We start from the raw sequence: 26,865 nt of genomic DNA, 5'->3' as shown, positions 1-26,865 counted from the left end.
AGCCCCCATCCCTCACCCTTGTCGGCACATCGCGGTTTCATAGGAAATTCGCATTTTTCGCAGGCAAACGAATACTTAATCAAGCATTTTCAAACACCAATAGACTGGTCCATAAAAGACCAGCAGGATAAACAGCAGGAGCTTCTGGTATGACATCCAATTATTTTTTTGACACAATGCCTCGTATCATTGGGCATCGTGGCGCAAAGGGATTGGCCCCGGAGAATACGCTGGCGTCCTTTAAAGCAGCGGCGAGTGCCGGAGCAAAATCCATTGAAATAGATGTTACCGTTACCAAAGACGACAAAACCGTTATTCACCACGACACAAACCTTAACAGATGCACCAACGGTGATGGCCCTGTTTTGTTGAATAACTTTGAGGCGGTTCGTGCGCTGGATGCCGGATCCTGGTTTGCCCCTGAATTTTCTGCTGAAAAAATACCGACACTGGCAGAGGCTCTTGAATTAACATCTGAGTTAGGAATGAGCCTCAATCTTGAGGTGAAACCAGTTGATGGCTGGCAGATCCCCACCGCCGATATTGTCGGGCAGCAATTAAAAGACGATCTGCCCAAGGATTATCCCATGCTGATTTCGTCGTTTAGCGAAGAAGCGTTGGTTCGCACAGGCCACTATGTTCCGCATATTCCGTTAGGGTATCTGACGGACGCTATTCCGCCTGACTGGGAACGTCGGCTGATTGACACAGGGGCTGCAAGCCTTCACGTCTACCATCCTTTTGTTACCCGCGAAATTGTTCAAAAAGTGCAGGCTGCTGGTTATAAGTTTCTAGTCTATACCGTGAATGATGAAGATACAGCGACCCGATTGCTGGATTGGAATGTTGATGCAATCATCACAGATTTTCCGGACCGATTAGGGCGCCTCGTTTAAAAAGCCCGGCCCCTTCTGATCAATTCATGCAAACCGGGCACTCGATATATTTCTCAGGTTTTGCTCACCCAAAAGCCTGAGAAATAATAGCATATGCATCTGATTGTAGATTTTTGAGAGGTCCCTTGCCGCGAACCATTACCGGCGATGTGTCTTCCAAACAGAAACCCTCCCTATTCATCACCGCACAAAAGGCTTCCTGATGGCTCAATATGTCTATTCTGAAGTCTTCGGAACGACCATAAATTAACATCTGAACCAAAGCACAAGCGATGGACAGGTCTTTTGCGACAACAGGCCCGATCACAGTCATTGATTTCCGTGGCCCGGACATCGCATATCCCAGGATTTGCCCCGTTTTTTGATCGAAAACCGCCATCGTCCGATATCCAGCGTGAAACATGGCAGTAAGAACCTGACCACGATCCACTTGATTACACTTCCTGTCAAAATCAAGAACGTCTTCCCACATGTCAGGTGGAACAGGGTCAAATCGGCAGGCTGGCAAAGAAGGAACAGAAATCTGCGTTGCGCGCTTCGGACGGACCAAGCGATGACAGTCAGCGATAGGACGATAGCCGCGAGACTGGTAAACAGGAAAGCCGTCTTTGGTTGCAATAAGTTGGACAATAGATCGGTCCAGATCAAGACTGTCTTCAGCTGCATCCAGCACCCGGGAGGCCAGCCCCAACCCTCGAAAACGCTCTCTTACAATGACGCTGCCAATGGACGCCAGATGATCACGATATCTAAATAACGCGGCGGTGGCGGCAATTTCATTTGCCTCGTCAACCAGCAAAAAAATCTGTCCTGATGATAAAATGATACGCCAGTTTTCAGCACTAAATCCCCAGCCGACTTCATCGGTCATTTGGACCAGATTTTCAACTTCATTTCTATGGAGTTGCCGAAACCGAAAATCTGAGTAGGTCATGGGTTTTCTTATTAAAGGTTTTCAGGTTGCCCAACGTTTTTTCTTGATTTTTCCTTCTTCTTCGCCTTTTTCGCGTCTTTGAGACGCTTTTCTTTTTCCTGAACAATGGGGTAAGCGACAGAAGAAATCAAAGAACTGACGCGCCTCAAATCACTGAGCAATCCAAGGTGAATAGCACTGGAACTTTCATCCATATTGCCATCTTTACGCAACCGTTCCAGGTGACCGTTCACCGCTTTCTGTTCGGCGTCCCGCAACGCTTGCTTTTGGTGAATGAGGCTGGCCGCCTGCATTTCCTCGCGCGTCAGGAAGACACTGAAAGACAGCTTTAGATTTGACAGAAGCATATCAAAGAGCTTTTTGTGATCGACGATGTCGTCACTAGAGAATGTAACCTGTTTACTGGCTGTTCGTTCGACCAGTTCAGCAAGGTTCAAAACAACGATATTACCCACATTTTCCAGATTAGTGGTGAATGTCATGATTTCCGTGCAGCGTCGCTCGTCTTCATCTTCCAGCATTTCCCGGCCCAATTCCGTCAGGTAAGCCTTGATACCGGCATTAAACTCCTTAATGACCTCATCGGACTCGCGCACTTCATTCAACAAGAAGTTATCATTCTGTGCAAATGCGACCTGTAGATCGCGGAACATTTTCTCCAGAACATCGCCCATTCTTAACGTATCTCGAACGGCATTGGCCAGTGCAAGCTGGGGGCTGTCTAATGCGGCCCGGTCCAGATGAATTGGACGGCGGGCGTTATCGCTGCCTGTTGTTTTTGCTGGAATAAGCCGCTCTGTCAACTTTCCAAGAGGGCCGGTAAAGAAGATGAAAAATAGCGCCAGACCCAAATTAAACAGGGTGTGGAAGTTGACAACCTGCCGCGCGGGATCGGCTTCAAGCTTAGCTAGCTCTGGCCCGACAAGCCCAAGGACCGGTAGCAAGACAACGACGCCTGTCAGTCTGCAAAGAAAATTTCCAAGCGGTGGGCGGCGGGAGGCTTCATCCCCGTTTAAAGTTGCTAATACCGGGGGCAACGCGCCGCCAAGATTAGCCCCTAATACCATGGCCAGTGCAACATTTTGCGGGATGCCGCCTGTCGCCACTAACGTCAGGATAAACAGAACAGTCGCCAAGCTGGAATGAGCAACAAAAGTAATCAGGGCGCCGATAACAACGGTTAAGACAGGCTCGCCCGCCAGCGAGCTGAAGACAAACTGGGCAACCTCAGAATCTCGTATCGGACCAGACGCAACAACCAGCAACTTAAGAGCTGTTAACATCATTCCCAAGCCAAGGAATATTCGGCCCAGGTTTTTAGCCCGCGTTGTTTTGGCTGTAGAATGGCGGATAAAGCCAATAAACAACAACGCCGGTGCCATCCAGGAAAGATCGAAACTAAGGGCCTGAGCAACCAGCGTTGTTCCCACATCAGCACCCAGCATAACGGCGATCCCGGCAGACGCGGTGACCAAGCCCCGCCCGGCAAAAGAGGCCGTCAACAAGGCCGTTGCCGTACTACTTTGTAGAAGCATGGTGACACCAAGCCCACCAAGGAAGGATTTAAACCTGTTTTTCAGACTGAAATTCAGTATTTTTCCAAGCTCCCGCCCAAAAGCGCGGGTGACGCCTGTATTTACCATTCTCAGTCCCCACAAAAGCAGAGAAACTCCGCCCAGCAGGCTAATCAATACCGATGTTGCGTCCAATGCTTCTTTATTTCACTCCGTCTGGTGGGGCAAAGTTTTTTACCCCCATAGCTTCACAGCTTTCTTTAATGGCCCTCAGCACCCCTTCCATCACGGTTTGATCAAGAAGGCCAATACACCCAACCCTGAAACTGTCAGCAACAGTCAGCTTACCGGGATAAATAATAAATCCTCTGGATTTAATTTCTTTGTAAAAGCGACCAAACTCAAAATTGGGATCGTTCGGGCTGAAGAAGGTGGTGATAATAGGGGATAACCACGCATCTTCCAAGAGGGTTTCAAACCCCATCGACCGCATTCCGGAAACCAAAACATTTCGATTGTTGGTATAACGGGCGAGGCGGCCCTGAACACCCCCTTCAGCTTCATGTAAATGAAGGGCTTCCAGGAAAGCGACAACCGTGTGAGTGGGCGGTGTAAAACGCCACTGACCGGTCTTATTCATATAGACCCACTGATCATGAACATCCAGACTAAGGGAATGACTATTGCCGTTAGCTGCCTCCAACGCATCCTTACGAGCAATCAGAAAACCAAAGCCGGGCACGCCTTCAATGCATTTGTTGGCAGAGGACACCATGACTTCAAACGGAATTTCCGAAACGTCCAATGGGACGGCCCCAAACGCGCTCATACTATCGATGATCAGCTTCCGGCCATGACGTCTGACAACATCAGAAATTGCTTTGACCGGATTAAGGATACCGGAACTGGTTTCACATTGAACAACAACAACATGTGTCACGTCTTTATGTTCTGTGAGTAACGCATCAACTTCTTCAGGCATCGGCGGCAGGTAATCGCCTTTATCAAGGGTTACATAGGCACGACCAATATAATCCAGTGTTTTTGCCGATCGCTGCCCATAGGCCCCGTTCATCAAAATTAAGGCTTTTCCGTCCTTTGGGATGAAGGAGGCAAGAGCGGCCTCCACAGAGAAAGTTCCACTTCCCTGCATCAAGACACAATCATATTCTGCCTCACCGCCACACATCGCGACAAGACGGGTTCGGATTTCCTTGCTAACCGCTTTGAAATCATCATCCCAGGACCCCCAATCCTTCAACATCGCCGCCTTCGTTGAAGCGGCGGTGGTCAACGGGCCGGGTGTCAGCAAATACGGCTCTTCCCCCATCGGGAAGACGCCTTGACTGGTCGAGATTTCATTTTTTGAAACGGCGTTCTGTGTCACATTCCTTCTCCTTAGCTCAGAGGAATAATTGCCTGTAGGTCCATATGGCCGAGCCGTCATCGATAAGTCAAATTGCTATTTATAATCCAATATATAAGTTGAAACGATATAGGGGTTTAAGACACCTTTTTGATCGCTGCATCCAGAATATCCAGGGCAAAATCCATCTGATCCTGCGTCGTTATCAAAGGTGGCGTCAGCGTCAAAACATTCCCCATGGTCGTTTTAAAACTAAGGCCTTCATCAAAGGAGCGGTACAGAATTTCCTCAGCCGCGTCATTGGCACCTTCCTTTGTTGCCCTGTCCTGCACAAGATCCAGACCCAGCAGAAAACCACGCCCTCTAACATCGCCAATCAGCGAATATTTGGACTTCATATGCCGCATGCGCTCCAAGGCGTAGGCCCCTATTTTCGCAGCATTTTCAACAAGCCCTTCGTCTTCAATAATCTGAATAGTGGTGAGCGCCGCGCGCGTCGTTACCGGGTTTTTCTCATGGGTATAGTGACCAATGGCATAATCTCCTAAAACATCCAGATCAGGATGGCATAAAGTCGCGGCGATCGGCAGAATACCTCCTCCTAGTGCCTTGCCCATTACTAAAATATCAGGAATGACATCATCATGATCACAGGCGAACATTCTGCCTGTTTTACCCAGCCCTGTCGGGATCTCATCAAAGATCAAAAGCGCACCAGCGTCATTACAGGCCTGTCGTACCATTTTCCAGAACCCTTCAGGAGGATTATAAGGTACGGCCCGGGCAGGCTCTGCGATAACGGCAGCAACATTGCCCTCCTTCTCCAGGACATACCGGATCATATTGGCGCAGGTTGTTTTGCATAGCAGCAGGTCCGGCTGGCCGTCCTCATTCACTTCATATCCGTAAGGGCATCGATAACAGGCATAAGGGGCAACATGTTCTGTCCCTGGCAACAACGGGCCAATCGCCTGACCACGGAAAAGTTGCTCCCCTCCGATACTGGAGGCACCAAACCCGGCCCCGTGAAACGCATCCCAAAACGAAATTGTCTTAAATCGCCCGGTCTTGGCACGGGCCACTTTAAGCGCCATTTCAATGGCATCAGACCCGCCGGTCGCAAAAAGAACCTTGCCCAGATCCCCTGGAGAGATATCCCGGAGTTTTTCAGCAAGTTCAACAGCCGGATCACAGGTAAATCGCCGGGGAGCAAATGGCAGCTCATTCATTTGCTGGGTGATTGCCTCTTTCAATCGCGGATGCCCATAGCCGATGTGGTGGACATTATTGCCGTGAAAATCCAGAAGCTTACGCCCCTGCCCGTCAATAATATATGCGCCGTCAGCCGCCTGAATGGTATTCAGGCAGGGCGTGGAAACCGATTGATGCAGAAAAGCCTGCGCGTCCCGGTCCAAAAGTTGTTTTGAGTGCGGATCAATATTTCGAGCCGCCCATTCCTGTCGCCGGGGAGAGGAATTGACATCCCCCTCCGACTGGTGCGGTTTCAACGCATCCCGTGACCCCGAAGCTCCTACTGACATAACTTAGCGCTTTCTCCAGGCCTGTGTTCTGGCAGCCAGTCCACGCGTTAGCAGCGCATGGAAAATACGAACAACAGCAGAGGTTGCAACAATCACCATACACATCGCCGCAGCGGGTGCGACATCTCCGGCATCATCCATATTAAGAGCGGCAATAGACGCCAGTGTCGTATCTGATGAATACAGAAATATGACAGCCGAAACTGTTGTCATCGCGTTGACGAACAGATAGATCGAAATATCCAGAATGGCCGGCATACAGACCGGGATCGTTACCCTTATGAATGTCCGGAAAAACGGTACTTTCAAAGAGGCCGAAACCGTTTCAAATTCTGGATCCATTTGCTTCAATGCCGTCATCGCCGTTAAGTGACTAACCGTATAAAAGTGGGCAATCGTCACAATGACCAGGATCGCCATGGTTCCATAAATCACTTCCAATGGATTGTCGGGATGATTGAAGAAGAAAATATAAGCTAGACCAAGAACCATACCGGGCACAGCCATCGGGATCATGCACAGGAACTGAATGACCCCGCGCATAACCTTGGCACCCTTGGCCTTCTCGACCATATACGCGCCGGTGAAAATGATTATAGTTCCAAAAACAGCCGTATAAGCTGCCATTTTCAGGGAATTATAAAAAGACTCCCAGCCGCCGCCATCCATCACATCAAAATTATAGTTGTTCAGGGATAATTCGAGATTATAAGGCCAGAAAGTTACAAACGAGGCATATCCCGCCATTCCAATAATCCCGATAATCATCAGGCTGACTGTCAGACAATATAGGAAGAAAATCTTATTCAGCAGGGAATGCGGTTTTGGCTGATAAGGTACGGCCCTCGCCGTCAGCATCGCCACCTGTTTTCTTTGAACGAACCTGTCCACCATAAAAGCGAGGATCGCAGGAACCAACAGGACCACACTTACCACGGCACCCATTTCAAAATTCTGCTGTCCAATGACCTGCTTGTAAATATCGGTCGCCAGAACGTTATACTGTCCGCCAATCACCTTTGGAATACCAAAGTCTGTGATCACCAGTGTAAAAACCACAAAGATTGCGCTGATCAAACCGTATTTTATGCCCGGTAGCGTTACTGTAAAGAACGTGCGGACCCGACTTGTTCGCAAAGCTTCTGCTGCTTCATACAAACGCGCGTCAGCAATTGAAAATGCGGCAATCAAAATCATCAAAGCGTGGGGAAAGGTATAAAAAACCTCGCCCATAATAATCCCGATAGGACCATAAATACTGTAATCGCCCATCAACCCTTTCAAAACCCCCTGTCGCCCGAAAAGGTATACAAAAGAAATGCCGGGCAATAAGGAAGGTGCCAGCAACGGAAGAAGTGCCGCCCCTTTGAACAAAGCCTTACCGGGTATGGTTGACCGAGACAGAATAAAGGCGAAGACTGAGGCCAGGCTTATCGTGATGATCGTTGAGACGATCGCAATGAAGAAACTGTTGTTGATCGAATAAAACAGAGCGGGCGTTGAGAAATAGTCTATATAATTGGCCAAGCCAATAAAAACGCCATCTTTGTTTTGCGTACTCTTTGACAACATGGCATAGAGCGGCATCAACAAGGTAATAACCAGCCATAAGCCAATACCAAGAATGAAGGCCCGCATGACCCAGTCATCACGGCTCAATTTTGGTTTTACGATAATAGGCTCTCGTTCGGATAAAGTGTGATCTGTCATCGCCTTACCCTTGTGAGAAAATATGAATACGGTTTTTCGGCAATGCGACGCGCACTGTTTCACCTACCGTAATCTTTTTATCGCGGATGAGGTTGATAGAGAAATCAGCTAAAATTTCACTATTCCCGTCGCCATAATCCAAAGATGCACGACAGAATGACCCCAAAAATTCCAGATCCTTTACGCGTACATCGAACGAATTGTCGGTTGTCTCATCCAGGTCCCGAACAGCAATGTCTTCAGGCCGGACGCAGGCTAGAACTTCATTGCCATCCAGCCGTTGTTTTTCCGCGTCGGATAATGTCAGGGCGTGGCCGCCAAGCGAGACCGTGCCTTCATTACTTTTTTGCGCTTTGAGGAAATTCATGGTTCCCACAAACTCCGCCACAAAAGGAGAGGCAGGATGCCGGTAAATTTCCATTGGTGTACCAACCTGCTCGATGACACCATCATTCATCACGACGATCCGATCCGCCATTGTTAAGGCTTCTTCCTGATCGTGAGTCACCATAATTGTTGTTACGCCAAGTCGGCGCTGCAATTCTTTCATCTCATGACGCAAATGCACACGCACCTTCGCATCAAGGGCCGATAACGGTTCATCTAAAAGCAAGAGACCGGGGGACATGGCCAAGGCTCTGGCCAGCGCGACACGCTGCTGCTGCCCACCAGACAATTGGGCCGGAAACTTGTCTTCCTGTCCTTCAAGTCCAACCAACGATAATAATTCTGATACCCGGGATGCGACATCCGCTTTGGATGACCGCATATTCACCAGCCCATATCCAACATTTGCTGAAACGCTTAGATTTGGAAACAATGCATAGGACTGAAAAACAATACCGAAATCACGTTCCGAAGCGGGTAAGGCCGAAATATCGATACCGCCCTGAAAAATGCTGCCCGATGTCTGGATATCAAGACCGGCGATTGCACGTAACATGGTTGTTTTTCCGCACCCGGACGGCCCAAGAAAGCAAACGAATTCACCTTCGAATACCTCTAAAGAAATATTCTTCAGGGCGGTAAAACTTCCAAATTTCTTGGTAATATTTTCTGCTTTCAGATAGGCGCTTTTCGCCGCATCGGTCCCACTACTTTTCATAAGGCTACTCGCATTCTCTCTTTTGACACTTTGCCAATTTACAGCTTAACAGATGGCATTCCCGCAATCTTGCGTGCGGGAATGCCTGCAGTTCACAATAGGTACGAACTATTTTGGATCTGATTTAGAATCGTAACGCTTCTGCCATTCAGCGAGAATGTTTTTGCGGTTTTTAGCCGCCCAGGCAAAGTCGTTTTTGATCATTGCTGTCGCAATTTGTGGTGGGAAATGCTCAACCGGTTTCGCAACACCTGGATAGGCAACAACCGCATAACCTTCGTTATACATTTCGTTTGCCTTCTTGGTGACGGACCAGTCTGCAAGCGTTTTAGCCGCTTCCATGTTCTTTGATCCTTTCAGGATCGCTGTCGCTTCCATATCCCAGCCGACGCCTTCGGTAGGCACAACGATTTCAAGCGGAGCGCCTTTTGCTTTGGATTTGGCTCCCCGGAAAGCGAATGAAATACCGATTGGAATTTCACCAGCAGCCGCAAGTTTACAAGGCTTGGAGCCTGAATGGGTATAACGGGCAATATTTTCATGGAGTGCGTCCATGTATTTCCAGCCACCCTCTTCACCGAAAAGCTGCAACCAGGAAGAAACGTCAAGGAAGCCGGTTCCGGATGAGTTCGGATTAGGCATAATGATCTGGTTTTTATAAACAGGCTTTGTCAGATCTTTCCACGACGTTGGAATTGGAAGACCTGCTTTTCCGGCTTCAACTGTATTGTAACAAACAGAAGCAACCCAGGCATCCATGCCTGTCCACTTGGTTGGATTTGCACTATCGCGGAATTTTGGATCAAGCTTTTCAACACCTTTTGGTGAATAAGCTTCCAGCATGCCTTCTTCACCCAGCAGCATCAGACTTGTTGCGGCCAGACCCCAAACGATATCAGCTTTAGGATTGTTTTTTTCGGCCAGCAATTTGGCTGTAATGATACCGGTCGAATCCCGAACCCAGTTGATTTTGATATCTGGGTGATCTTCATTAAATTTTGCCGCATATTTCTTAAGATCTTCTGCTTCGACAGCTGTATAGACAGTTAATTCTGCCGCTGCGGCTACAGATGACAAGGCAAGAATGCCTGCAACACTTCCAAGTATGGATTTGAGAATTTGTGACTTCATGGTTAGCTCCGTTCTGTTAGACACCCAATAATTTTATCGGCTCACACTTGTCACACAAAACTGTGAACCGAAAACACGCTGAACTAATGAAGGCTTATTGTTATAAATTTATGACAACCCTCATAGAACGACTTTATTTGATTATAGTTTCAAAATCTTCCAAAATATTTCTGTCAAACGACACTTTTTAAGCCAATTTCCAAATTTATGCTCAAAAATCCCACATTTTAGAATAAATGAACGAGATTCTCCCAAATCTCTTGACCAAACGATAACGCGTTTCTTAACATAATCAAAAGTTTTTTATTTTATTAATCTTATAGGCTCAGGTTATGTATCATTCTCAGTTGCGGGCATTCCATGCCGTTGCAACCCAAGGCGGCTTCTCAAAAGCGGCCGCTCATCTTGGTCTAACTCAGCCTGCTTTATCCGATCAGGTGAAGAAGCTAGAGGAGCGATTTAACGTCTTATTGTTTCATAGACATAAGCGGGTTGTCAGGCTGACCCAACTGGGCGAACAATTGCTGGAAATCACTCAAAGAAAATTCACACTTGAAAAACAAGCAGTTGACCTGCTGTCCGCCCATCAGAAACTTGAAAAAGGGCACTTGAATATCGCGGCAGACACGCCCCTTCATGTTATTCCGTTAATCGCCCGGTTCAAGCGCGACTTTGAAGGGATCACAATTTCACTCAGAATAGGCAACGCAGAAGAAATTCTAAGCGGCTTGCAGAATTTTTCATACGATCTTGGAATCGTTGCCGATATGCAGGAAGACAACCGTTTTCATTCTGTTACACTATGCCGGGACCCACTGGTTGCTTTCGTCTCGAAAACCCATCCTTGGGCGACAAAGCAAGGTGTTACCCTGAAAGAGCTTGCAACCGAAACGGAACTCATACTGAGAGAACCGGGCTCGCGAACCCGCAATCATGTCGAAAGAGAATTTGCAATGGCTGGGCTTAGCTTGAAAGTTGCACTGGAAGTTCAGGGAAGAGAAGCGGCCAAAGAAGCAGTTGCCTCCAACTTAGGAGTGGGGATAGTCAGCAAACCAGAATTTGGGCACGACTCGCGTCTGGTGGAAATTCCATTATCTGATTGTTCAGCAACCATGACAGAATCGCTGGTTTGCCTGCGCGAGAAACTGGAACTCCGCAGCGTTAAAGCTTTTCTAAATGCCAACAAAATTGTCGAAACAGAGGCGCCATCTGTTCAGTAAGTAAATATTTTGACTCTTACAATTATACTCCTCGTTCTCTGTTCTGCTTTTTTGCATCCGTTATGGAACTTACTTGCAAAAAAGGACAATGAACCTCAATTCGCTTTCATTACCCTATCGTTTGGTATCGCGGTGGTTGGCCTTATCCATGGCTTGCTGATCGGTGCAAATTTCTGGCTTAACGCAGATCAATGGATGCTGATTTCTGCCTCAGTCGCCGGACAGCTTCTTTATAATCTGGCGCTGGCCGCAACGTTAAAACGTGGAGATCTTTCGGCCTATTACCCGATTATCAGAGCCTCTCCCGTTTTTATCGTTGCCTTCAGCTTTCTTGTTTTGGGAATTCACTACTCCCTTCTGGTCCTTGTCGGCATTACTCTTGTCTTGATCGGAGCCGTTCTTCTCCTGTATCGCCGAGGGCACAACCTGCTGGACGACGGTAAAACATTAGGCCTTGCGACACTCGCCATGTGTGCCACTGGTATTTATTCTCTGGCAGATTCCCGCCTGATGCTTGGATTAGAACCGCCCGTTCTCTTTTTCTGGACACAACTTATTTGTTGGCCACTGCTCGTCACGGCAAACTTCCTGATGGGGAACCGTCCGCCTCGATTCATGGGGCTTTCGCGGCTCGTGGAAAAACCCTTCCTGAACGCTCAGCTGATTGCCTGTGTCTATGGATCTTATATTCTGATTTTAATAGCCTATTCAATGGGGGGCGATGTTGCGATTGTCACAACCATTCGCCAAGCCTCCATTCCGCTCTCTGTCATTCTGGGAGGGTATTTTTTAAATGAAGGGGCGATTGCCCGCAGACTGATCGCCTCGGCGATATTATCTGCCGGAATTATTACCGTTATTCTGTACGGGTAAGACGAGGCAGGTCATCATTACCTGCCTCTTTACCATATTGGCTGATTTTAACGTCAGCTCAAATCACCTTTAACAGCTTTTACAAACACATCTTTATACTCATCAGCCGTAAGCTGTATGGGGTTTCCGCCAGCTGATGGATCTTCAGTTGCCATACGACCGACAAGATCGGCCTGCGCATCGTCGATGTTCAGGGCGCCTAGATCATTCGGGATTTTGAGTTCCTGACGCAACTCCAGAACCCAATTCAACACGCCATCAAAAGACGCATTTTCTAGTCCGATATAAGCTGCCAAACGGCTCATTCTGTTTTCAATGACAGAGCGGTTGCGGATAAGGACATACGGCATCAGAACCGCGTTCAGCAATCCATGATGAGCATCATACAAAGCACCGAGCGGATGAGCCAGAGCATGCATACCGCCCAAGCCACGCTGAAAAGCTGTCGCACCCATTGTTGATGAGATCATCATCTGGCTTCTGGCAACCAAATCATTGCCATCCTTCACCGCTGCTGGCAAATACTCTTTCACCAGCCGAATACCTTCTACCGCAATCCCTTCAGCCATTGGGTGGAAAAATGGTGAGCAATAAGCTTCCAGATTATGCGATAATGCATCCATACCGGTTGCCGCCGTAATATGGGCAGGCAATCCGACAGTCAAGGCAGGGTCCGCCACCACAATAGACGGCATCATTTTCGGATGAAAAATGATTTTCTTTACATGGTTGGCCTCATCGGTAATGACCGATGCACGACCAACCTCAGAGCCTGTTCCGGAGGTGGTCGGAACCGCAACAATTGGGGCTACGCCCTCTTCAATTACGCGGGTCCAGTTATCCCCTGCATCTTCAAAATCAAAAAGCGGACGGGTCTGACCAACTAGCAAGGCAATTGCTTTGGCTGCATCCAGTCCGGAGCCACCGCCAAAAGCGATCACGCCATCATGATTTCCCGCTTTATAAGCATCTGCGCCATCGTCTACATTTTGGCCAATCGGATTTGGTTTGATGTCGCTGAACACACCGCAGGTCAAACCAGCTTTTTCACAGCTGGCGACCGCATCGGCAATCATTGGAAGTCCTGCCAGTCCCGGATCCGTTACCAGCAAAGGGTTTTTCATACCCAAATCCCGGCATGCTTCTCCGATCCCGGCTGCTTTACCGACGCCAAAACGAACGGCAGTTGGGTAGTTCCAGTTACCCTGTAAGTTTTCGATAGTATCAGACATTGAACTTCCTTAAATCTTGGTACGCAAATGATAGGATTTTGGACGGGTCAGGCTTTCATAACCAACCGTGGATAATGTGCATCCCCGACCAGAGTTTTTCACGCCTGTCCAAGCCAATGCAGGATCCAGATAATCACACCGGTTCATAAACCATGTTCCTGTATTTACCTGGTCACCGATCTCGATGGCGGCGGCTTCGTCATTGGTCCAGACTGAGGCGGTCAAACCAAATTCACTATCATTCATCAGGTTGATCGCTTCTTCATCGGAAGAAACTTTCATAATACCAACAACCGGACCAAAGCTTTCCTCAGTCATCACGCGCATAGTGTGGTCCACATCTACCAAGACCTGCGGCGCTAGATACGGTGTTCCTTCCTTGTCTGCTTCGAAGGAAGCAGGATCAATCAAGGCTTTCGCTCCCGCAGCAACAGCATCTTTGATTTGGCCACGTACGAAATCAGCAGCCTTTGCATTCACACAAGGACCGAGGGTTGTCTCCGGATCCAACGGATTACCAAGTACATAGCCGTTTACCGTTTTTACAACAGCGTCGACAAACGCATCATACACATCTTCATGCACATAAATCCGTTCGATACCACAACAGGACTGACCGGAATTGAACATTGCGCCATCGACCAGATTCTCTGCTGCATAAGCGGGATCTGCATCCGCACGGACGTAGGCCGGGTCTTTACCGCCAAGCTCAAGACCAACACCAATAAACTGGCCAGTCGCCGCTTTTTCCATTGCCGCGCCGCCAGGAACGGACCCTGTGAACGCCACATAATCAACTCGACCAGACTGAATAAGGCTGGCAGCAAACTGATGTGTTGCTGTTACCAGTTGAAACAATCCGTTTGGCAAGCCCGCTTCTTCAAAAGCCTGCTGCATTGTTTCGCCGCATAAATGTGTCTGCGTTGCGTGTTTCAGAATAACGGCATTCCCAGCCATCAAAGCAGGAACGATGGAATTTACTGCCGTCATGTAAGGGAAATTCCAGGGCGCAATTGTAAAGACCACACCCAGTGGTTCCCGTTTGATATATCGGGTAAAGCCTTCTTTTTCATCGACGGCAACTGGCTGCAATGCGTTTTCCGCAACTGAAATCATGTAAGTTGCGCGCTCAACGAAGCCACCGACTTCCCCCGCGCCATATCTGACAGGTCGTCCCATCTGCCAAGCGAGCTCTTCACCAATTTTGTCTTTCTTACTTTCAAAATTCGCGACGCAACGAGTCAAAATTTCTGCGCGCTCGGCAACCGACTTCTTTTTCCATTCGGCTTGCGCCGCGGTCGCCGTATCCAGTAAACCCGGGATTGCATCCTCAGACATATAGGGACGTTCAACATAAAGGGTCCCATCGACAGGGCTGTAGGTTTTCAAACTATCGGACATATACGAAATCCCGTATCTGGCATGTGAAGAAATTAAAGAGAGGAGCGGCCATTTTTTGGCATACATTCGCTCCTCAAAAAACAAATCGTATTTACCCACTTTCACCCATATAGCTCAACTATTTTTTTCACATATTTTACTCAAAAATCTTGGCTTTATGACGAATACCTTCATTAACTCAACAAAATTTAATACACTTTTTTGGAATTCCACATTTTGTTTTCCGTTTTCCTCATTTTATGCTACCAATTTCACCCTACCCGAATAAAAAGTCAGCACTTCATGATAAAACAATCCAAACGCCAGCTTGAAATAATGAAGGTTTTACAGGTTCGAAAGTCCTGCAGTGTCATTGAACTGGCAAGCCAGCTCGATGTCTCGGACGAAACAATTCGGCGAGACATCCGTCATCTTGCCTCTGCCGGCTCTGTTGAAAAAATTCATGGTGGTGTCATGCTGCCGCACAGCTCTTTGGAGCCCCCGTTTCTCAGTCGACTTCAGGAACAACGGGACGAAAAACTTAAGATTGCTAAGATGGCGTCTGAAATAATTCCGGACGGAACAACATTGTTGATCGATAATGGCAGCACTTCATGCTACTTCGCAAAAGAACTGATTGCCCATCGAAACCTTACTGTTGTGACCAATTCCACAGAAGTGGCCCGAGAGCTTTGCTCCCGCAACTATAACCGTGTGTTTATGGCAGGGGGTGAAATCCGCTCAGATGATAGTGCTGCTTATGGTCCAACCGCCATTGAATTCGCCCGCCAATTCACAACACAATATGCCATTATGTCAATTGGTGCCTTGCATCCGGCTCAAGGATGCCTGGATTTCGATCTGGCAGAAGCCGAATTTAAAAGGGCTGTCTTACCGATGGCGGAGAAATTGATCGTGACCGCCGATCACACCAAATTCCAGAAACCGGGCATCGTTAAGGTTTGTGATCTGGACCGGATTGATCTGTTACTGACGGACAAAATGCCCCCGGACGAGATTGTTGACCAGATCGGTGCCAGCAAAATTAAAGTCACCCCTTAGCGCCTACAGCGCCCTCTATTTTTTCTTGATATTGGGCTTAATTTTGTAAGCAAGCCAATTTCTCAGCTCCTGACAGCGGACATCTGGATTAAGCACATCCTGATCAACACCAAGCTGCCATCTCAAATCTTTGCGCTCTGGCGCTAAATGAAGCGTTTCCATCTTTTCAATAAACAGATCGGCCTCTGCAATTGAGGCAAAGTTCCCTTGCGCTGTCAGCCCTTCCCGACGCCAGCGACACAAACTGGCAATTTCATGCAGATCATATTCAGGATGATACTGAACCGCCCAGAAGGATCCGCCTTTAAATGTTACGTCAACAGCCTGAACCGACGTGAAGTCATTAGAGGCAAGCAAAACCCCGCCCTCAGGCAGGTGAGTGATCTCATCTTCATGACTGGTAAACCCGTCAAACACGGTTTTCTTACCACTGAACATCGGATGCCCGCGCCCTGCCCCGGTCAGGCAAATTTTTCGAGCAAGGCCAAACTCACGGCCTCGGGGATTTTTCGCACAGGTACCCCCTGCAGCCGTGACCGCCATCTGAGCGGCCCAGCAACTGCCAAACATGGGCACACCATTTTCGAACACAGCTTGGGCAAATCGGATTTGCCTGATAACCCTTTCATCCTGTTCGTCATGAATGGTTAAACTGGATCCGGTCCAAACAACACCATCATACGCCAGCAGATCATTTCCTGACGGCAACATGCTGTCCAGATCAGCAGGAAATGCGATATCGACCTGACATCCGGGAGCACATTCGCGTATTAAAGCCGCATAAAGCTCACCTGCCAACGTTCCCTGATTATCGGCAAGAGGCCCCCGGTGTTCTTTCGGGTAGCCATCCAAAACCAGAAAACGTGCCTGTTTAAAATCCATCCGTCATCCCCAAAACCCACCAATCCACTTCTGTTCTTTTTACCTGATCAAACAGGCCGTTTATCACCACCAATTGTCACGCGGCGCATTAAACGGCGATATTGGACATAATCGTTCATCGCGTAATGCTGGGTGCAGCGATTATCCCACATCGCCACCGACTTATCTTCCCAACGAAAACGACAGGCGAATTCTGGCTGGGTGGAAAACTCGTAAAGATATTGAAGGATCGGAGCGCTTTCTTTTTCAGTCATTCCCTTGATGCGAATTGTGAACATAGGATTGACGAAAATACTTTTCCTGCCGGAAACATCATGGGTCCGGATCAGGGGATGCTCCACTTCCTGTGTAACCGCATCAGAGTACGTATATTTAAGGGAGTGTTTTCCTTCGTATTTTTCTGCTGTTGTCCGCGGGTCAAAAGCCACTTTAGCTGAATGAACTGCGACCAGTCCGTCAAGAAGCTCCTTCATACCGTCTGACAGATGATCATAGGCTTTTTCCATACTGGCCCACATAGTGTCACCGCCGACGGGGGGTGTTTCAATGCCGTAAAGCATTGTGATCATGCTTGGCTTTTCAAAAAACGTATTATCCGTATGCCACCCTGTTCCAAAGGATGCGCCTTCACCCGCAGGTTTTAAGACTTCAATCAATTCAGGATGATCATTTGACCCTGCGACAATCGGGTGTACTTCTGGTGTACCAAACCCACGCGCAAATTCCAGTTGGCGTTCCGGCGTCAGATCCTGATCCCGGAAAAAAACCACGGAATTATCAACAAGAGCATCGTGAACGTCCTGAAACTGTTCTTCAGACAGCGCCTTAGATAAATCAACACCGTGAATAAAAGCCCCTAATGAGCTGGCTAGCGGTTCAACCTCAATCGTACTTGATCCCATTGTCCAAACCTTTCCATCACAAAAGTTTTCACGCCAGATTTCGCGCGGTCCTGATTACATCATACCTTCTAGTTAGAGGATAAGGCCCCTACTCGTTAGGTCCAGTTTTAAACATTAGATAAGACCAGATTATTCGGTTGGCATCAAGCTGGCAATCGCGCGAATACCATCCGGAATTCGAGCCCCGTCAATTGACGAAAAACCCAAGCGAAAGAAGTTACGGTTTTTTTCCGGTTCAAAAAAATGGAGATGCCCCGGCTCTATAACCACTTCTTTTTCCAATGCCCTGCGCGCAAGATTTTCAGCATCCATTACGTCATCGCCCTGCATCCAAAAGCTTGTTCCGCCGGCATCTGGAATTCGGCACAAACCGGGCAGATCTTTATCCAGGCAATCCTTCATGATTTCTCGGCGCTCTTTGTAAATCCGATGGAGTTTTCGGATATAAGTGTCATGGTATCCAAGGGCGATGAATAAAGAGGTGGTGCGCTGATTATTGCTGGGTGCATGCCGAAGCATTAATCGCCGAAAGGCCCGCAGCTCTGAAATAAGAACCCGATCCGCGACAATATATCCGAGGCGCAACCCGGGAAAAATGGATTTTGATAAACTTCCCACATAAATCACCCGGGCGGTTTGATCCAATGCCTTCAAAGCAAGGGACGGATTATTCTGAGAATGAATATCGCTTTCATAATCGTCCTCAATAATAATCTGGTCATGCAAAGACGCCATTTTCAGAAAGGCCGTTTTACGTTCTTCTGACATCCGGATGTTTGTTGGAGAATGATGGCTGGGCGTTAAAAAAAGATAGTCACAGGCGTTCGCTTTTCCAGAAAGACAGGCCCCATCCCGATCAAGCGGAATTGGTACAAGTTCAGCCCCTTGAATAGAGAAGATATTGCGAGCATCCGGATATCCGGGATCCTCAACACCGACAACGGTTCCGCGGGCCATCAATTGAGCCGCAATCAAAAATAATGCATTTTGCGCCCCGGAGGTAATCAGGATTTCACTTTCGTCCGCATAGATACCCCGTTTTGGTAATAATTTCGTTCGAATTTCATTAACAAGCTGAGGATCATCCTGGGCAAACGCATCCGTTGTCCATTCCCGCATGGCCAATTCGCTCATTGCCTGACGAGAGCATTCACGCCATGCAGCAAGTGGGAAAAGAACGGGGTCAGGCTGACCATAGACAAAGGGGTATTTATAATCTTGCCAATTGGCAGGTTTGACGATGTTGCTTTGTTGCCCCGGCTTTTTCTTGAAACGGGACTGCCAGTCCAGTGAAGTCTTTTCAGATCCGCCCTCCTGTATCAAGCCACCGCGAGAGACACCGGGCAGTCCCTCCCGGACCCTGAAACTGGAACGATTGGCAGAAATCAGAAATCCGTCTTCAACGAGTTTTTCGTAAACAAGAACGACCGTTGTTCGGGAAACGCTTAGATCAGAGGAAAGACGGCGCGTTGAAGGGAGACGAACGCCGCCCTTTAGCTGTCCATTCAGGATCGCTGCGACAATTGTGTTTCGCAGCTGCTCCTGAATGCTGGTTTGACTGTTTTTGTTGATTGAGAAAAGCATGTGTCACCCAATCGCAAAGACAACGACAAGGCTAGATAATTTCAAAATACCGTTGCATTTCCCAATCAGTGATGGCTTTACGGAATTCCCGTTCTTCCCATTCGCGTGTAATTGCATAGTGGTCAACAAAGGCATCGCCGAACAATTCACGGGCAGCGTCCGATTTTTTCAGGCGCCCTGCCGCATCCCACAACGTCTGCGGCAATGCCAGGTGATCCGGGAATTCCTGATCATAGGCACTGCCTACAATCCCTTCGGTTGGTTCTACTTTATTTTCAATTCCCCAGAGACCAGAACCAAGTGCGGCGGCAATTGCAAGATAAGGGTTCATGTCTGCGGCAGCGATCCGGTATTCAACCCGCTGGGATTTGGCGTCGCCCGGAATGGCCCGCAAGGCGCAGGTTCTATTTTCAACACCCCAGCTGGCCTCCGTTGGTGCCCATGCGCCGGGAATAAGGCGAGTGTAACTATTGATCGTCGGAGAAACCATGGCCAGCAATTCGGGCATAAGTTTCTGCTGTCCGCCAATGAAATACCGCATTTCATCGCTCATACTGTCGGCTTTAGATGGATCAAAGAAGACGCTTTTTCCATCCAATCCGGCAAGTGACAGGTGAATGTGACCACTTTGACCCGGATAATCAGCAGACCATTTGGCCATAAAGGTTGCCATAAGGTCGTTGCGCTGCGCCAGAACTTTTGTAAAGGTTTTAAACAAGGCGCCCTTGTCGGCCGCTGCCAACGCTTCATCATACCCGATCGCCGCTTCAAGAACCCCGGGGCCGGTTTCTGTATGCAGCCCTTCCAGTTCCATATCCATCAAGGTACATAATTCCAGAAGCTGCTCGTAAAAATCAGATTCGACTGACGCCCGCAACATGGAGTACCCAAAGAAGCCGGGTGTAAAATTCTCAAGATCCTTATAGTGTTTTTCGCGGACCGATTTGGGCGTTTCATTGAACATGAAAAATTCATATTCACAGGCAGCGGTTGCCTTATACCCCATTGCTTCGGCTTTTCTCAGCACCTTGCGCAATGTACCGCGCGGACAAACCGCTTCAGCACGGTCACCAAATTCAAGCAGGAACAAAAGCATATTGTCTTCCATCGGAAGATCGCGGCAGCTGTCGATAACGGGAACAACGTGCGCGTCCGGATACCCTGTCTTCCAACCGGTATAACTTTCTTTGTCATAAAGTTGGTCGTTGGCATCCCAGCCCAAGACAACATCACAGAAGCCAAATCCTTTTTCCAGAATACCAAAAAACTTGGATTTACTGAGATATTTTCCCCGCATTACGCCGTCGATATCAAAAATACCGACTTTTACATAGTCAAGGCCACGCTCTTCGACAATTTTCTTTGCGTCCTCAACCGTTTTGACGTCTCTCGCTTCCATCATAATGTCCAACTACCTGAAATTTATTGTTCCGGCCCAATACTCAAATTTGAGCCATATAATTAGAATGAGGAGAGAATCTCTCAAAAGGACGTTAAAATCAACAAAATTGAGGGGCCTTTCACAACAAAATTCAAACATAAATTCACAAAATTCTGATATGTCCAAATTTTCCAGTCACTTTGCAACACGCACTTTATACCGTAAAAAAGGCGTTATATACGGGCAGTTTTTGTCCTCACCTTATCGTCATAAGCGTGTTTTGAAGACTAAATGTCGTATCATGGATAGCGAGAAGCCCTCCAGCGACACACTCTGTTTAATAATTCAAGTCCACGAAGAGGGCATACCCTCTCACCAATGCCAATAATCGATCAGTGGAAAAGCCAAATGACCTCACAGCACAGTAATCCTAAAAGCGATATTGAGATTGCAAACCAAGCCCGCATGAAGCCCGTTTTGGACATTGCAAAAGACAGACTGGGCGTTGATGCGCAGAATCTAGAACCATATGGTCATTACAAAGCAAAAATTTCACTGGATTATATCCAAACCTTACAAGACAAACCGGATGGAAAGCTGATTCTGGTGACGGCGATGACCCCAACCCCCGCTGGAGAAGGCAAAACAACTACGACTGTGGGACTGGGAGACGCGCTGAACCGAATTGGCAGAAACACGATGATTTGTTTGCGTGAACCATCGTTGGGCCCGTGCTTTGGTATGAAGGGTGGCGCCGCAGGTGGGGGTTACGCGCAGGTCGTTCCGATGACAGATATCAACCTTCATTTTACTGGTGATTTCCATGCTATTGGCGTTGCTAACAACCTTTTGGCGGCAATGATCGACAATCATATATATTGGGGCAATACGCTTGAGATTGATGAACGGCGCGTTACCTGGCGGCGTGTCGTGGACATGAACGATCGGGCGCTTCGGAATATCGTAAACAGTCTGGGCGGTGTCGCAAATGGCTTTCCCCGTGAAGACCATTTTGACATTACCGTTGCCTCTGAAGTGATGGCAATTTTCTGTCTGGCATCCGATCTGGATGATCTAAAGAACCGTCTTGGCAACATCATTGTGGGATATACCCGGACCCGCACGCCTGTCTTTGCCAAGGACTTGAACGCGCATGGTGCCATGACGGCTCTGCTGAAAGATGCGTTTCAACCCAATCTTGTGCAGACACTGGAAAATAATCCGGCGTTCATCCACGGCGGGCCATTTGCCAATATTGCCCACGGATGCAATTCTGTTCTCGCGACAAAAACAGCGTTGAAGCTTGCTGATTATGTTGTCACAGAAGCAGGTTTCGGCGCAGATCTTGGAGCAGAAAAATTCCTCGATATAAAATGCAGAAAATCTGGCCTTCGCCCTGAAGTCGCGGTCATTGTTGCAACGATCCGGGCTTTGAAAATGCACGGCGGTGTCAGTAAAGAGGATCTAGGCAAAGAAAACGTGACAGCCGTTCAGGATGGCGCAATGAATCTTATCCGGCATATTGAAAATATGAAGAAATTTAACCTGCCTGTTGTTGTTGCTGTTAATAAATTCTCAGCGGATACAGAAGCAGAAGTATCCGCCATTATTAAGATTTGTGCTGAAGTTGGTGTGGATGCGATTGTCTCAGATCATTGGGGAAATGGCGGTGCTGGCGCAGAAGCGCTGGCCCATGTGGTTGCCAATAAAATTGACGAAAATTCAAGCGCGCTTAACTTTATCTATGACGATGAAACAACCTTGTGGAACAAAGTTAAATCCATTGCGCAAAACATCTATCGGGCAGATGACATAATGGCCAACCAGAAAGTGCGCGACCAATTCGACGATTTGCAAGCACAAGGATTTGGCCATTTTCCTGTTTGCATAGCTAAGACCCAATACAGCTTTTCAACGGATCCAACCCTGAAAGGCGCTCCTTCAAATCACTCCGTTCCCATTCGTGAAATCAGGGTGGCCAGTGGCGCCGAATTTGTCGTTGTGGTTTGCGGTGATATCATGACCATGCCAGGCTTGCCGCGTGTCCCTGCAGCGGACAAAATTGATGTCGACGAAAATGGTCAAATCGTGGGTCTTTTTTAGCGCTCAAAAACGACAATTTAAGTTGCTGGAAAATGAGAGTTGAAGTAGCGTTTTTGTATGAGTGATCTTGACCATACCTTCATAGACCAACATCCGTTGGATGGGGCAGCAGAAGCCGAGTTCAAAATTGGTTTCTGCCTGCTGCCCGAGTTCTCATCGATTGCCTTTATTTCGGCAATCGAGCCCTTGCGGCTGGCCAATCGGGTGCTCGGCCGCAAAGTCTATGATTGGACCTGTTATTCTGAAGATGGCGAACCCGTTGTCAGTAGTGCGGGCTTGTCCTTTCCTGTCGCCGGCAACCTTGCCGAGATGCCGCACCAGAATATCCTCTTTGTTTGTGGTGGTTTGAACATTAAAACCTACACCACAACAGGCGTCGTTGCATCGTTACGTAAAGCAGCGTCTCGCGGCACCGCCATCGGGGCAATCTGCACCGCAACCTATATACTGGCCAAAGCTGGCATGCTGTCGGGCTATCGCAGCACAATCCATTGGGAGAACACGTCCGGTATCCGCGAAGAATTTCCCAATCTGGATATAACGACCGAACTGTTTGAAATTGATCGAAACCGGTATACATGTGCTGGCGGAACAGCGTCTCTGGATATGATGCTAAGCCTCGTATCCGTCCATACCAGTCATGAAACCGCCCTCGCAATTGCAGAGCAATTAATTCATCACAGGATTCGGGACGGTCATGAACGGCAGCGCATGGAGTTGAGGGCCCGTTTAGGGATATCTCACCCCAAATTGCTGGCGGCGATTTCCTGTATGGAAGAGAATCTGGAAGAGCCGCTAAGCTGCAGCGATCTGGCCTCCAATGTTAACCTCTCAACACGACAGCTGGAGAGATTATTTCAAAAATATCTGCACCGGTCTCCAACCCGATATTATCTCGGGCTTCGTCTGGATCGGGCACGGTATCTCCTTACCCAAACCAGCTTGCCAATCATTGAAGTCGCGCTTGCCTGCGGCTTTGTCTCGGCCTCGCATTTTTCCAAATGCCACCGGGAACATTTTGGCCATACCCCAAGCGAAGAACGTAAATTACCGCACTAATCGCTTGCCGCTCTTCGACGTCTGGTCCGTCGCCTGTTTTTATCGGCTCCATTCGATGGCTCTGCCTTCTCCGGCAGGCTGACGACTTTAGCCAGATTGGTATAAGGTTCGGATTTATGCGGCAATGCCATCGCATCCACAAAATATTGCTGGAAGTCAGGTTCCACCGCTGTTTCTACTTTTTCGACCTTACTGATCAGTTCTTCTGCTTGAGAACGGGCCTGTTTATTCAACAGCGCGATACGGGCCCCAATACCGGCCGCATTGCCAATTGCCGACACTTCCGCGAGATCACAATCAGGGATCATCCCCAATATCATGGCATATTTCGTATCGATATGACTGCCAAAGGCACCGGTTAGCAAAACACGTTCAACCTCACTGACGCCAAAACGGTCCATTAACAATTTGGCCCCAGCATATAACGCGGCCTTAGCCAACTGAATGGCCCGCACATCCGTTTGATAAACTCTGATCGGATTGACCGGATCTTCGCGTAGAACATATGCAAACGTACGCCCTTCCGCGATAATCCAAGGAGACTGATCAACCAGATCTCCATTAATCACACCATCTTCTGAAAGAATGCCGGCGAGGAACATTTCAGCCAATGCTTCAATGATACCGGATCCGCAAATCCCTGTAACACCAAATCCGTCTATAGCGTCTTCAAAACCCTCTTCATTTGACCAAAGGTCACAACCGATGACCTTATACCGGGCCTGTTTTGTCACCGGGTCAATTCGAACCCTTTCTATTGCTCCTGCCGCCGCCCGCTGCCCACAGGCGATCTGCGCACCTTCAAATGCCGGACCTGTTGGTGAGGATGCGGCAAGCAGGCGACTGTTATTTCCCAAAACCAGCTCTGCATTTGTTCCGATATCAACGATCAGAGTTACCTTTTCCTGCAAATGAGGGGCTTCTGAAAGGATCACCGCGGTGGTATCCGCACCGACATGCCCGGCAATACAGGGCAGGAAATACACCCGACCATCCGGATTGCTGCACAGATCGATTTCTGTTGCCCACAAGATCATCCCGGAGTTTGAAGCCAGTGCAAAAGGGGCGCCGCCCAGCTCGGTCGGGTCAATTCCCAACAAAAGATGATGCATAATCGGGTTACCCACAAACACTGCGCTCAAGACATTCATAGGATCAATTTTTGTGTTTTCACAAAGTTCGGTCAGTAATTGATTAATGCCCGTTCGTATGGCGGATGTCAGAACTTTTTCGCCGCCTTCGTTCATCATAACATAAGAGACCCGGCTCATCAGGTCTTCGCCATACCGAATTTGAGGGTTCATCATCCCGTTGGATCCCATCACCTGACCGGTCGACAAATTGCAAAGATGCATGGCAATTGTAGTTGACCCCACATCCACCGCAATACCATATGCATCACTGTGGAAGCCTGGCCAAAGCGCCATAATGCGCGTCTCCCTGTGAACGGCGACTGTAACCGCCCAGTCCCCTTTTCGGAGTTCTTTCTGAAGCTTTTGAAGAATTCTGAGATCGCATTCTAGATCCCTCAGGCCCCATTGTTGTTCCAATGCAAGAGCCAGACGCTCAAAATCACCGGTCGGATTATGCATGTCAGGTTCCTGAACAGTCACATAATGCAACCGAACGGCAGGATCGATTTCAATGACCCGGTCTTCTGCCGCCTTTACAATGATCTGTTTATGAACCTGGCTGGACTGCGGTACGTCAATGACTGTGTCCCCTTGCAAGGTGACATGACAACTTAGACGCCTCCCTTCGCGAAGACCTCTTCTTTCGTCATATTTTTTTTCGTTTGCGGCAAGCGGGCTTAATGAATCCGCAGATGACTTTACACCAAATTTTGGAAAATCCCCGACGACAGGTTCAATTTGACAGCGGCCACAAATCCCTCTGCCACCACAAACACTATCGATATCGACCCCCAGATCCCGGGCTGCTTTAAGCAAGGATGTGCCCTTCGGAAACCGACCCCGAATACCAGAAGGGGTAAAAACGACAAGATAATCTGCTGGATTGGTGTTAATAATATCAGGCATTCCGCCGCCGCCTACGTCCTCCGCGACGACCGGCTCCTTCTTCACCTTCCGCCGCGGGTTCCCGATATTTTTTAATCCACTGGGCACAGTTTGGATCAACCCCCATGACCGCATTCGCGCCCATGACGGCTGCCATTTCAGGCTCATGCAAAGGGTTTGTAATCGCGGATGTCATCCCGGCACCTATTGCCATAGACAGAAACGAAGCGTTCAAGCCATGCCGGTTCGGCAGGCCAAAACTGAAATTTGAAGCCCCGCACGTTGTGTTGACTTTCAGCTCTTCGCGCAATCGGCGGATAAGCCTTAGAACCTGTTTACCCGCATCGTTGATGGCACCGACCGGCATCACAAGGGGATCAACCACAACATCGGCCGGTGAAATACCATAGTCCTGCGCCCGCTGAACAATTTTCTTTGCCACCTCAAACCGTACATCCGGATCTTCCGAAATGCCGGTTTCATCATTTGAAATGGCAACGACCGCTGCACCGTATTTTTTTACCAAAGGCAGAACCGTCTCAAGACGCTCTTCTTCGCCGGTGACCGAATTTACCAGAGCTTTGCCTTGATATACCCCCAGACCGGACTCCAGCGCCGCTACGATGGACGAGTCAATGGATAACGGAACATCGGTTAGAGTTTGCACCAACTGCACGACTTCAGCCAGCATCCGCGGCTCGTCCGCCAACGGAATACCCGCATTCACGTCCAGCATTTGGGCGCCGGCCGCCACCTGCGCCAACGTATCGGCTTCAACGCGGCTATAATCACCGGCCATCATTTCAGCAGACAATAATTTTCGTCCCGTGGGATTTATTCTTTCCCCAATTATTACAAAAGGTCTGTCAAATCCTATAATGACCTCTTTGGTGGCGGAAGAAAGAACTGTATCTGTCATTTTCGAAACCCTTCGTACGGGAGTTAATTGTATCCTTACTAGACGATCAAATT

The 26,865-nt window shown here is 48.5% G+C and carries 21 protein-coding genes; 6 read left to right on the top strand and 15 right to left on the bottom strand.

The features are described from left to right. The first annotated feature begins 149 nt into the window (after nucleotides 1-149). Nucleotides 150-896, top strand: coding sequence for a glycerophosphodiester phosphodiesterase family protein (locus ACJAYR_RS12275; protein WP_415236869.1), 747 nt, complete (start codon nucleotides 150-152; stop codon nucleotides 894-896). A gap of 64 nt (nucleotides 897-960) precedes the next feature. Here the strand turns inward: ACJAYR_RS12275 and ACJAYR_RS12270 are convergent, their stop codons facing one another. The 7 genes from ACJAYR_RS12270 to ACJAYR_RS12240 form a co-directional block, all read right to left on the bottom strand. Further along, nucleotides 961-1,830 (bottom strand): GNAT family N-acetyltransferase, encoded by an 870-nt coding sequence (locus ACJAYR_RS12270; RefSeq protein ID WP_415236868.1) that lies wholly within the window; start codon nucleotides 1,828-1,830, stop codon nucleotides 961-963. 11 nt (nucleotides 1,831-1,841) lie between these two features. After that, a complete protein-coding gene (locus ACJAYR_RS12265) occupies nucleotides 1,842-3,521 on the bottom strand; it encodes a Na/Pi cotransporter family protein (RefSeq protein ID WP_415236871.1) in 1,680 nt (559 codons plus the stop codon). A gap of 25 nt (nucleotides 3,522-3,546) precedes the next feature. Beyond that, nucleotides 3,547-4,674, bottom strand: a complete 1,128-nt coding sequence (locus ACJAYR_RS12260; protein ID WP_415236870.1) for a 2-aminoethylphosphonate--pyruvate transaminase — start codon at nucleotides 4,672-4,674, stop codon at nucleotides 3,547-3,549. A 173-nt stretch (nucleotides 4,675-4,847) separates the two neighbouring features. Further along, nucleotides 4,848-6,251 carry an aspartate aminotransferase family protein gene (locus ACJAYR_RS12255; protein ID WP_415236867.1) on the bottom strand — a complete coding sequence of 468 codons (1,404 nt, stop codon included), beginning with the start codon at nucleotides 6,249-6,251 and terminating at the stop codon, nucleotides 4,848-4,850. 3 nt (nucleotides 6,252-6,254) lie between these two features. Beyond that, on the bottom strand, nucleotides 6,255-7,961 hold the full coding sequence (locus tag ACJAYR_RS12250) for a putative 2-aminoethylphosphonate ABC transporter permease subunit (RefSeq protein WP_415236866.1): 1,707 nt from the start codon (nucleotides 7,959-7,961) through the stop codon (nucleotides 6,255-6,257). Between the two features lie 4 nt (nucleotides 7,962-7,965). Next, the gene (locus ACJAYR_RS12245; protein WP_415236865.1) at nucleotides 7,966-9,066 is read right to left on the bottom strand and encodes a putative 2-aminoethylphosphonate ABC transporter ATP-binding protein; all 1,101 of its coding nucleotides are present in this window, start codon (nucleotides 9,064-9,066) and stop codon (nucleotides 7,966-7,968) included. Between the two features lie 108 nt (nucleotides 9,067-9,174). Further along, entirely contained in the window at nucleotides 9,175-10,197 is a 1,023-nt protein-coding gene (locus ACJAYR_RS12240) for a putative 2-aminoethylphosphonate ABC transporter substrate-binding protein (RefSeq protein ID WP_415236864.1), read from the bottom strand. A gap of 332 nt (nucleotides 10,198-10,529) precedes the next feature. On the opposite strand from ACJAYR_RS12240, the gene ACJAYR_RS12235 reads away from it, so the two are divergent. Continuing rightward, the gene (locus ACJAYR_RS12235) at nucleotides 10,530-11,417 is read left to right on the top strand and encodes a LysR substrate-binding domain-containing protein (protein WP_415236863.1); all 888 of its coding nucleotides are present in this window, start codon (nucleotides 10,530-10,532) and stop codon (nucleotides 11,415-11,417) included. A 9-nt stretch (nucleotides 11,418-11,426) separates the two neighbouring features. Beyond that, nucleotides 11,427-12,290, top strand: coding sequence for an EamA family transporter (locus tag ACJAYR_RS12230; RefSeq protein WP_415236862.1), 864 nt, complete (start codon nucleotides 11,427-11,429; stop codon nucleotides 12,288-12,290). Nucleotides 12,291-12,343: 53 nt separating this feature from the next. Here ACJAYR_RS12230 and ACJAYR_RS12225 read toward each other — a convergent pair whose 3' ends face one another. Both ACJAYR_RS12225 and ACJAYR_RS12220 read right to left on the bottom strand, forming a co-directional pair. Then, nucleotides 12,344-13,522, bottom strand: a complete 1,179-nt coding sequence (locus ACJAYR_RS12225) for an iron-containing alcohol dehydrogenase (protein ID WP_415236861.1) — start codon at nucleotides 13,520-13,522, stop codon at nucleotides 12,344-12,346. Between the two features lie 9 nt (nucleotides 13,523-13,531). Continuing rightward, on the bottom strand, nucleotides 13,532-14,923 hold the full coding sequence (locus ACJAYR_RS12220; protein ID WP_415236860.1) for an aldehyde dehydrogenase family protein: 1,392 nt from the start codon (nucleotides 14,921-14,923) through the stop codon (nucleotides 13,532-13,534). A 282-nt stretch (nucleotides 14,924-15,205) separates the two neighbouring features. On the opposite strand from ACJAYR_RS12220, the gene ACJAYR_RS12215 reads away from it, so the two are divergent. Then, complete coding sequence (locus tag ACJAYR_RS12215) at nucleotides 15,206-15,964, top strand: DeoR/GlpR family DNA-binding transcription regulator (RefSeq protein WP_415236859.1); 759 nt, start codon at nucleotides 15,206-15,208, stop codon at nucleotides 15,962-15,964. A 15-nt stretch (nucleotides 15,965-15,979) separates the two neighbouring features. Here the strand turns inward: ACJAYR_RS12215 and ACJAYR_RS12210 are convergent, their stop codons facing one another. The 4 genes from ACJAYR_RS12210 to ACJAYR_RS12195 form a co-directional block, all read right to left on the bottom strand. After that, on the bottom strand, nucleotides 15,980-16,846 hold the full coding sequence (locus ACJAYR_RS12210) for a type 1 glutamine amidotransferase (RefSeq protein ID WP_415236858.1): 867 nt from the start codon (nucleotides 16,844-16,846) through the stop codon (nucleotides 15,980-15,982). A gap of 47 nt (nucleotides 16,847-16,893) precedes the next feature. Next, nucleotides 16,894-17,748, bottom strand: a complete 855-nt coding sequence (locus ACJAYR_RS12205; RefSeq protein WP_415236857.1) for a TauD/TfdA dioxygenase family protein — start codon at nucleotides 17,746-17,748, stop codon at nucleotides 16,894-16,896. Nucleotides 17,749-17,877: 129 nt separating this feature from the next. Beyond that, on the bottom strand, nucleotides 17,878-19,332 hold the full coding sequence (locus tag ACJAYR_RS12200) for a PLP-dependent aminotransferase family protein (RefSeq protein ID WP_415236856.1): 1,455 nt from the start codon (nucleotides 19,330-19,332) through the stop codon (nucleotides 17,878-17,880). Nucleotides 19,333-19,363: 31 nt separating this feature from the next. Further along, nucleotides 19,364-20,734 (bottom strand): glutamine synthetase family protein, encoded by a 1,371-nt coding sequence (locus tag ACJAYR_RS12195; protein ID WP_415236855.1) that lies wholly within the window; start codon nucleotides 20,732-20,734, stop codon nucleotides 19,364-19,366. A 387-nt stretch (nucleotides 20,735-21,121) separates the two neighbouring features. Here ACJAYR_RS12195 and ACJAYR_RS12190 point away from each other — a divergent pair, with 387 nt between their 5' ends. Next, on the top strand, nucleotides 21,122-22,816 hold the full coding sequence (locus tag ACJAYR_RS12190; protein WP_415236854.1) for a formate--tetrahydrofolate ligase: 1,695 nt from the start codon (nucleotides 21,122-21,124) through the stop codon (nucleotides 22,814-22,816). Between the two features lie 57 nt (nucleotides 22,817-22,873). Continuing rightward, a complete protein-coding gene (locus tag ACJAYR_RS12185; protein WP_415236853.1) occupies nucleotides 22,874-23,875 on the top strand; it encodes a GlxA family transcriptional regulator in 1,002 nt (333 codons plus the stop codon). Here ACJAYR_RS12185 and ACJAYR_RS12180 read toward each other — a convergent pair. Next, on the bottom strand, nucleotides 23,872-25,914 hold the full coding sequence (locus ACJAYR_RS12180) for an ASKHA domain-containing protein (RefSeq protein ID WP_415236852.1): 2,043 nt from the start codon (nucleotides 25,912-25,914) through the stop codon (nucleotides 23,872-23,874). The two genes, ACJAYR_RS12185 and ACJAYR_RS12180, sit on opposite strands and share 4 nt — an antisense overlap. Continuing rightward, a complete protein-coding gene (locus ACJAYR_RS12175; protein WP_415236851.1) occupies nucleotides 25,907-26,812 on the bottom strand; it encodes a methyltetrahydrofolate cobalamin methyltransferase in 906 nt (301 codons plus the stop codon). Before ACJAYR_RS12175 ends, ACJAYR_RS12180 begins: the two co-directional genes overlap by 8 nt. Nucleotides 26,813-26,865: the final 53 nt, after the last annotated feature.

This window comes from Sneathiella sp. (assembly GCF_047631475.1).
In the GTDB taxonomy this organism is placed as follows: Bacteria; Pseudomonadota; Alphaproteobacteria; order Sneathiellales; family Sneathiellaceae; genus Sneathiella.
This window is presented reverse-complemented; position numbering and strand designations above follow the sequence as displayed.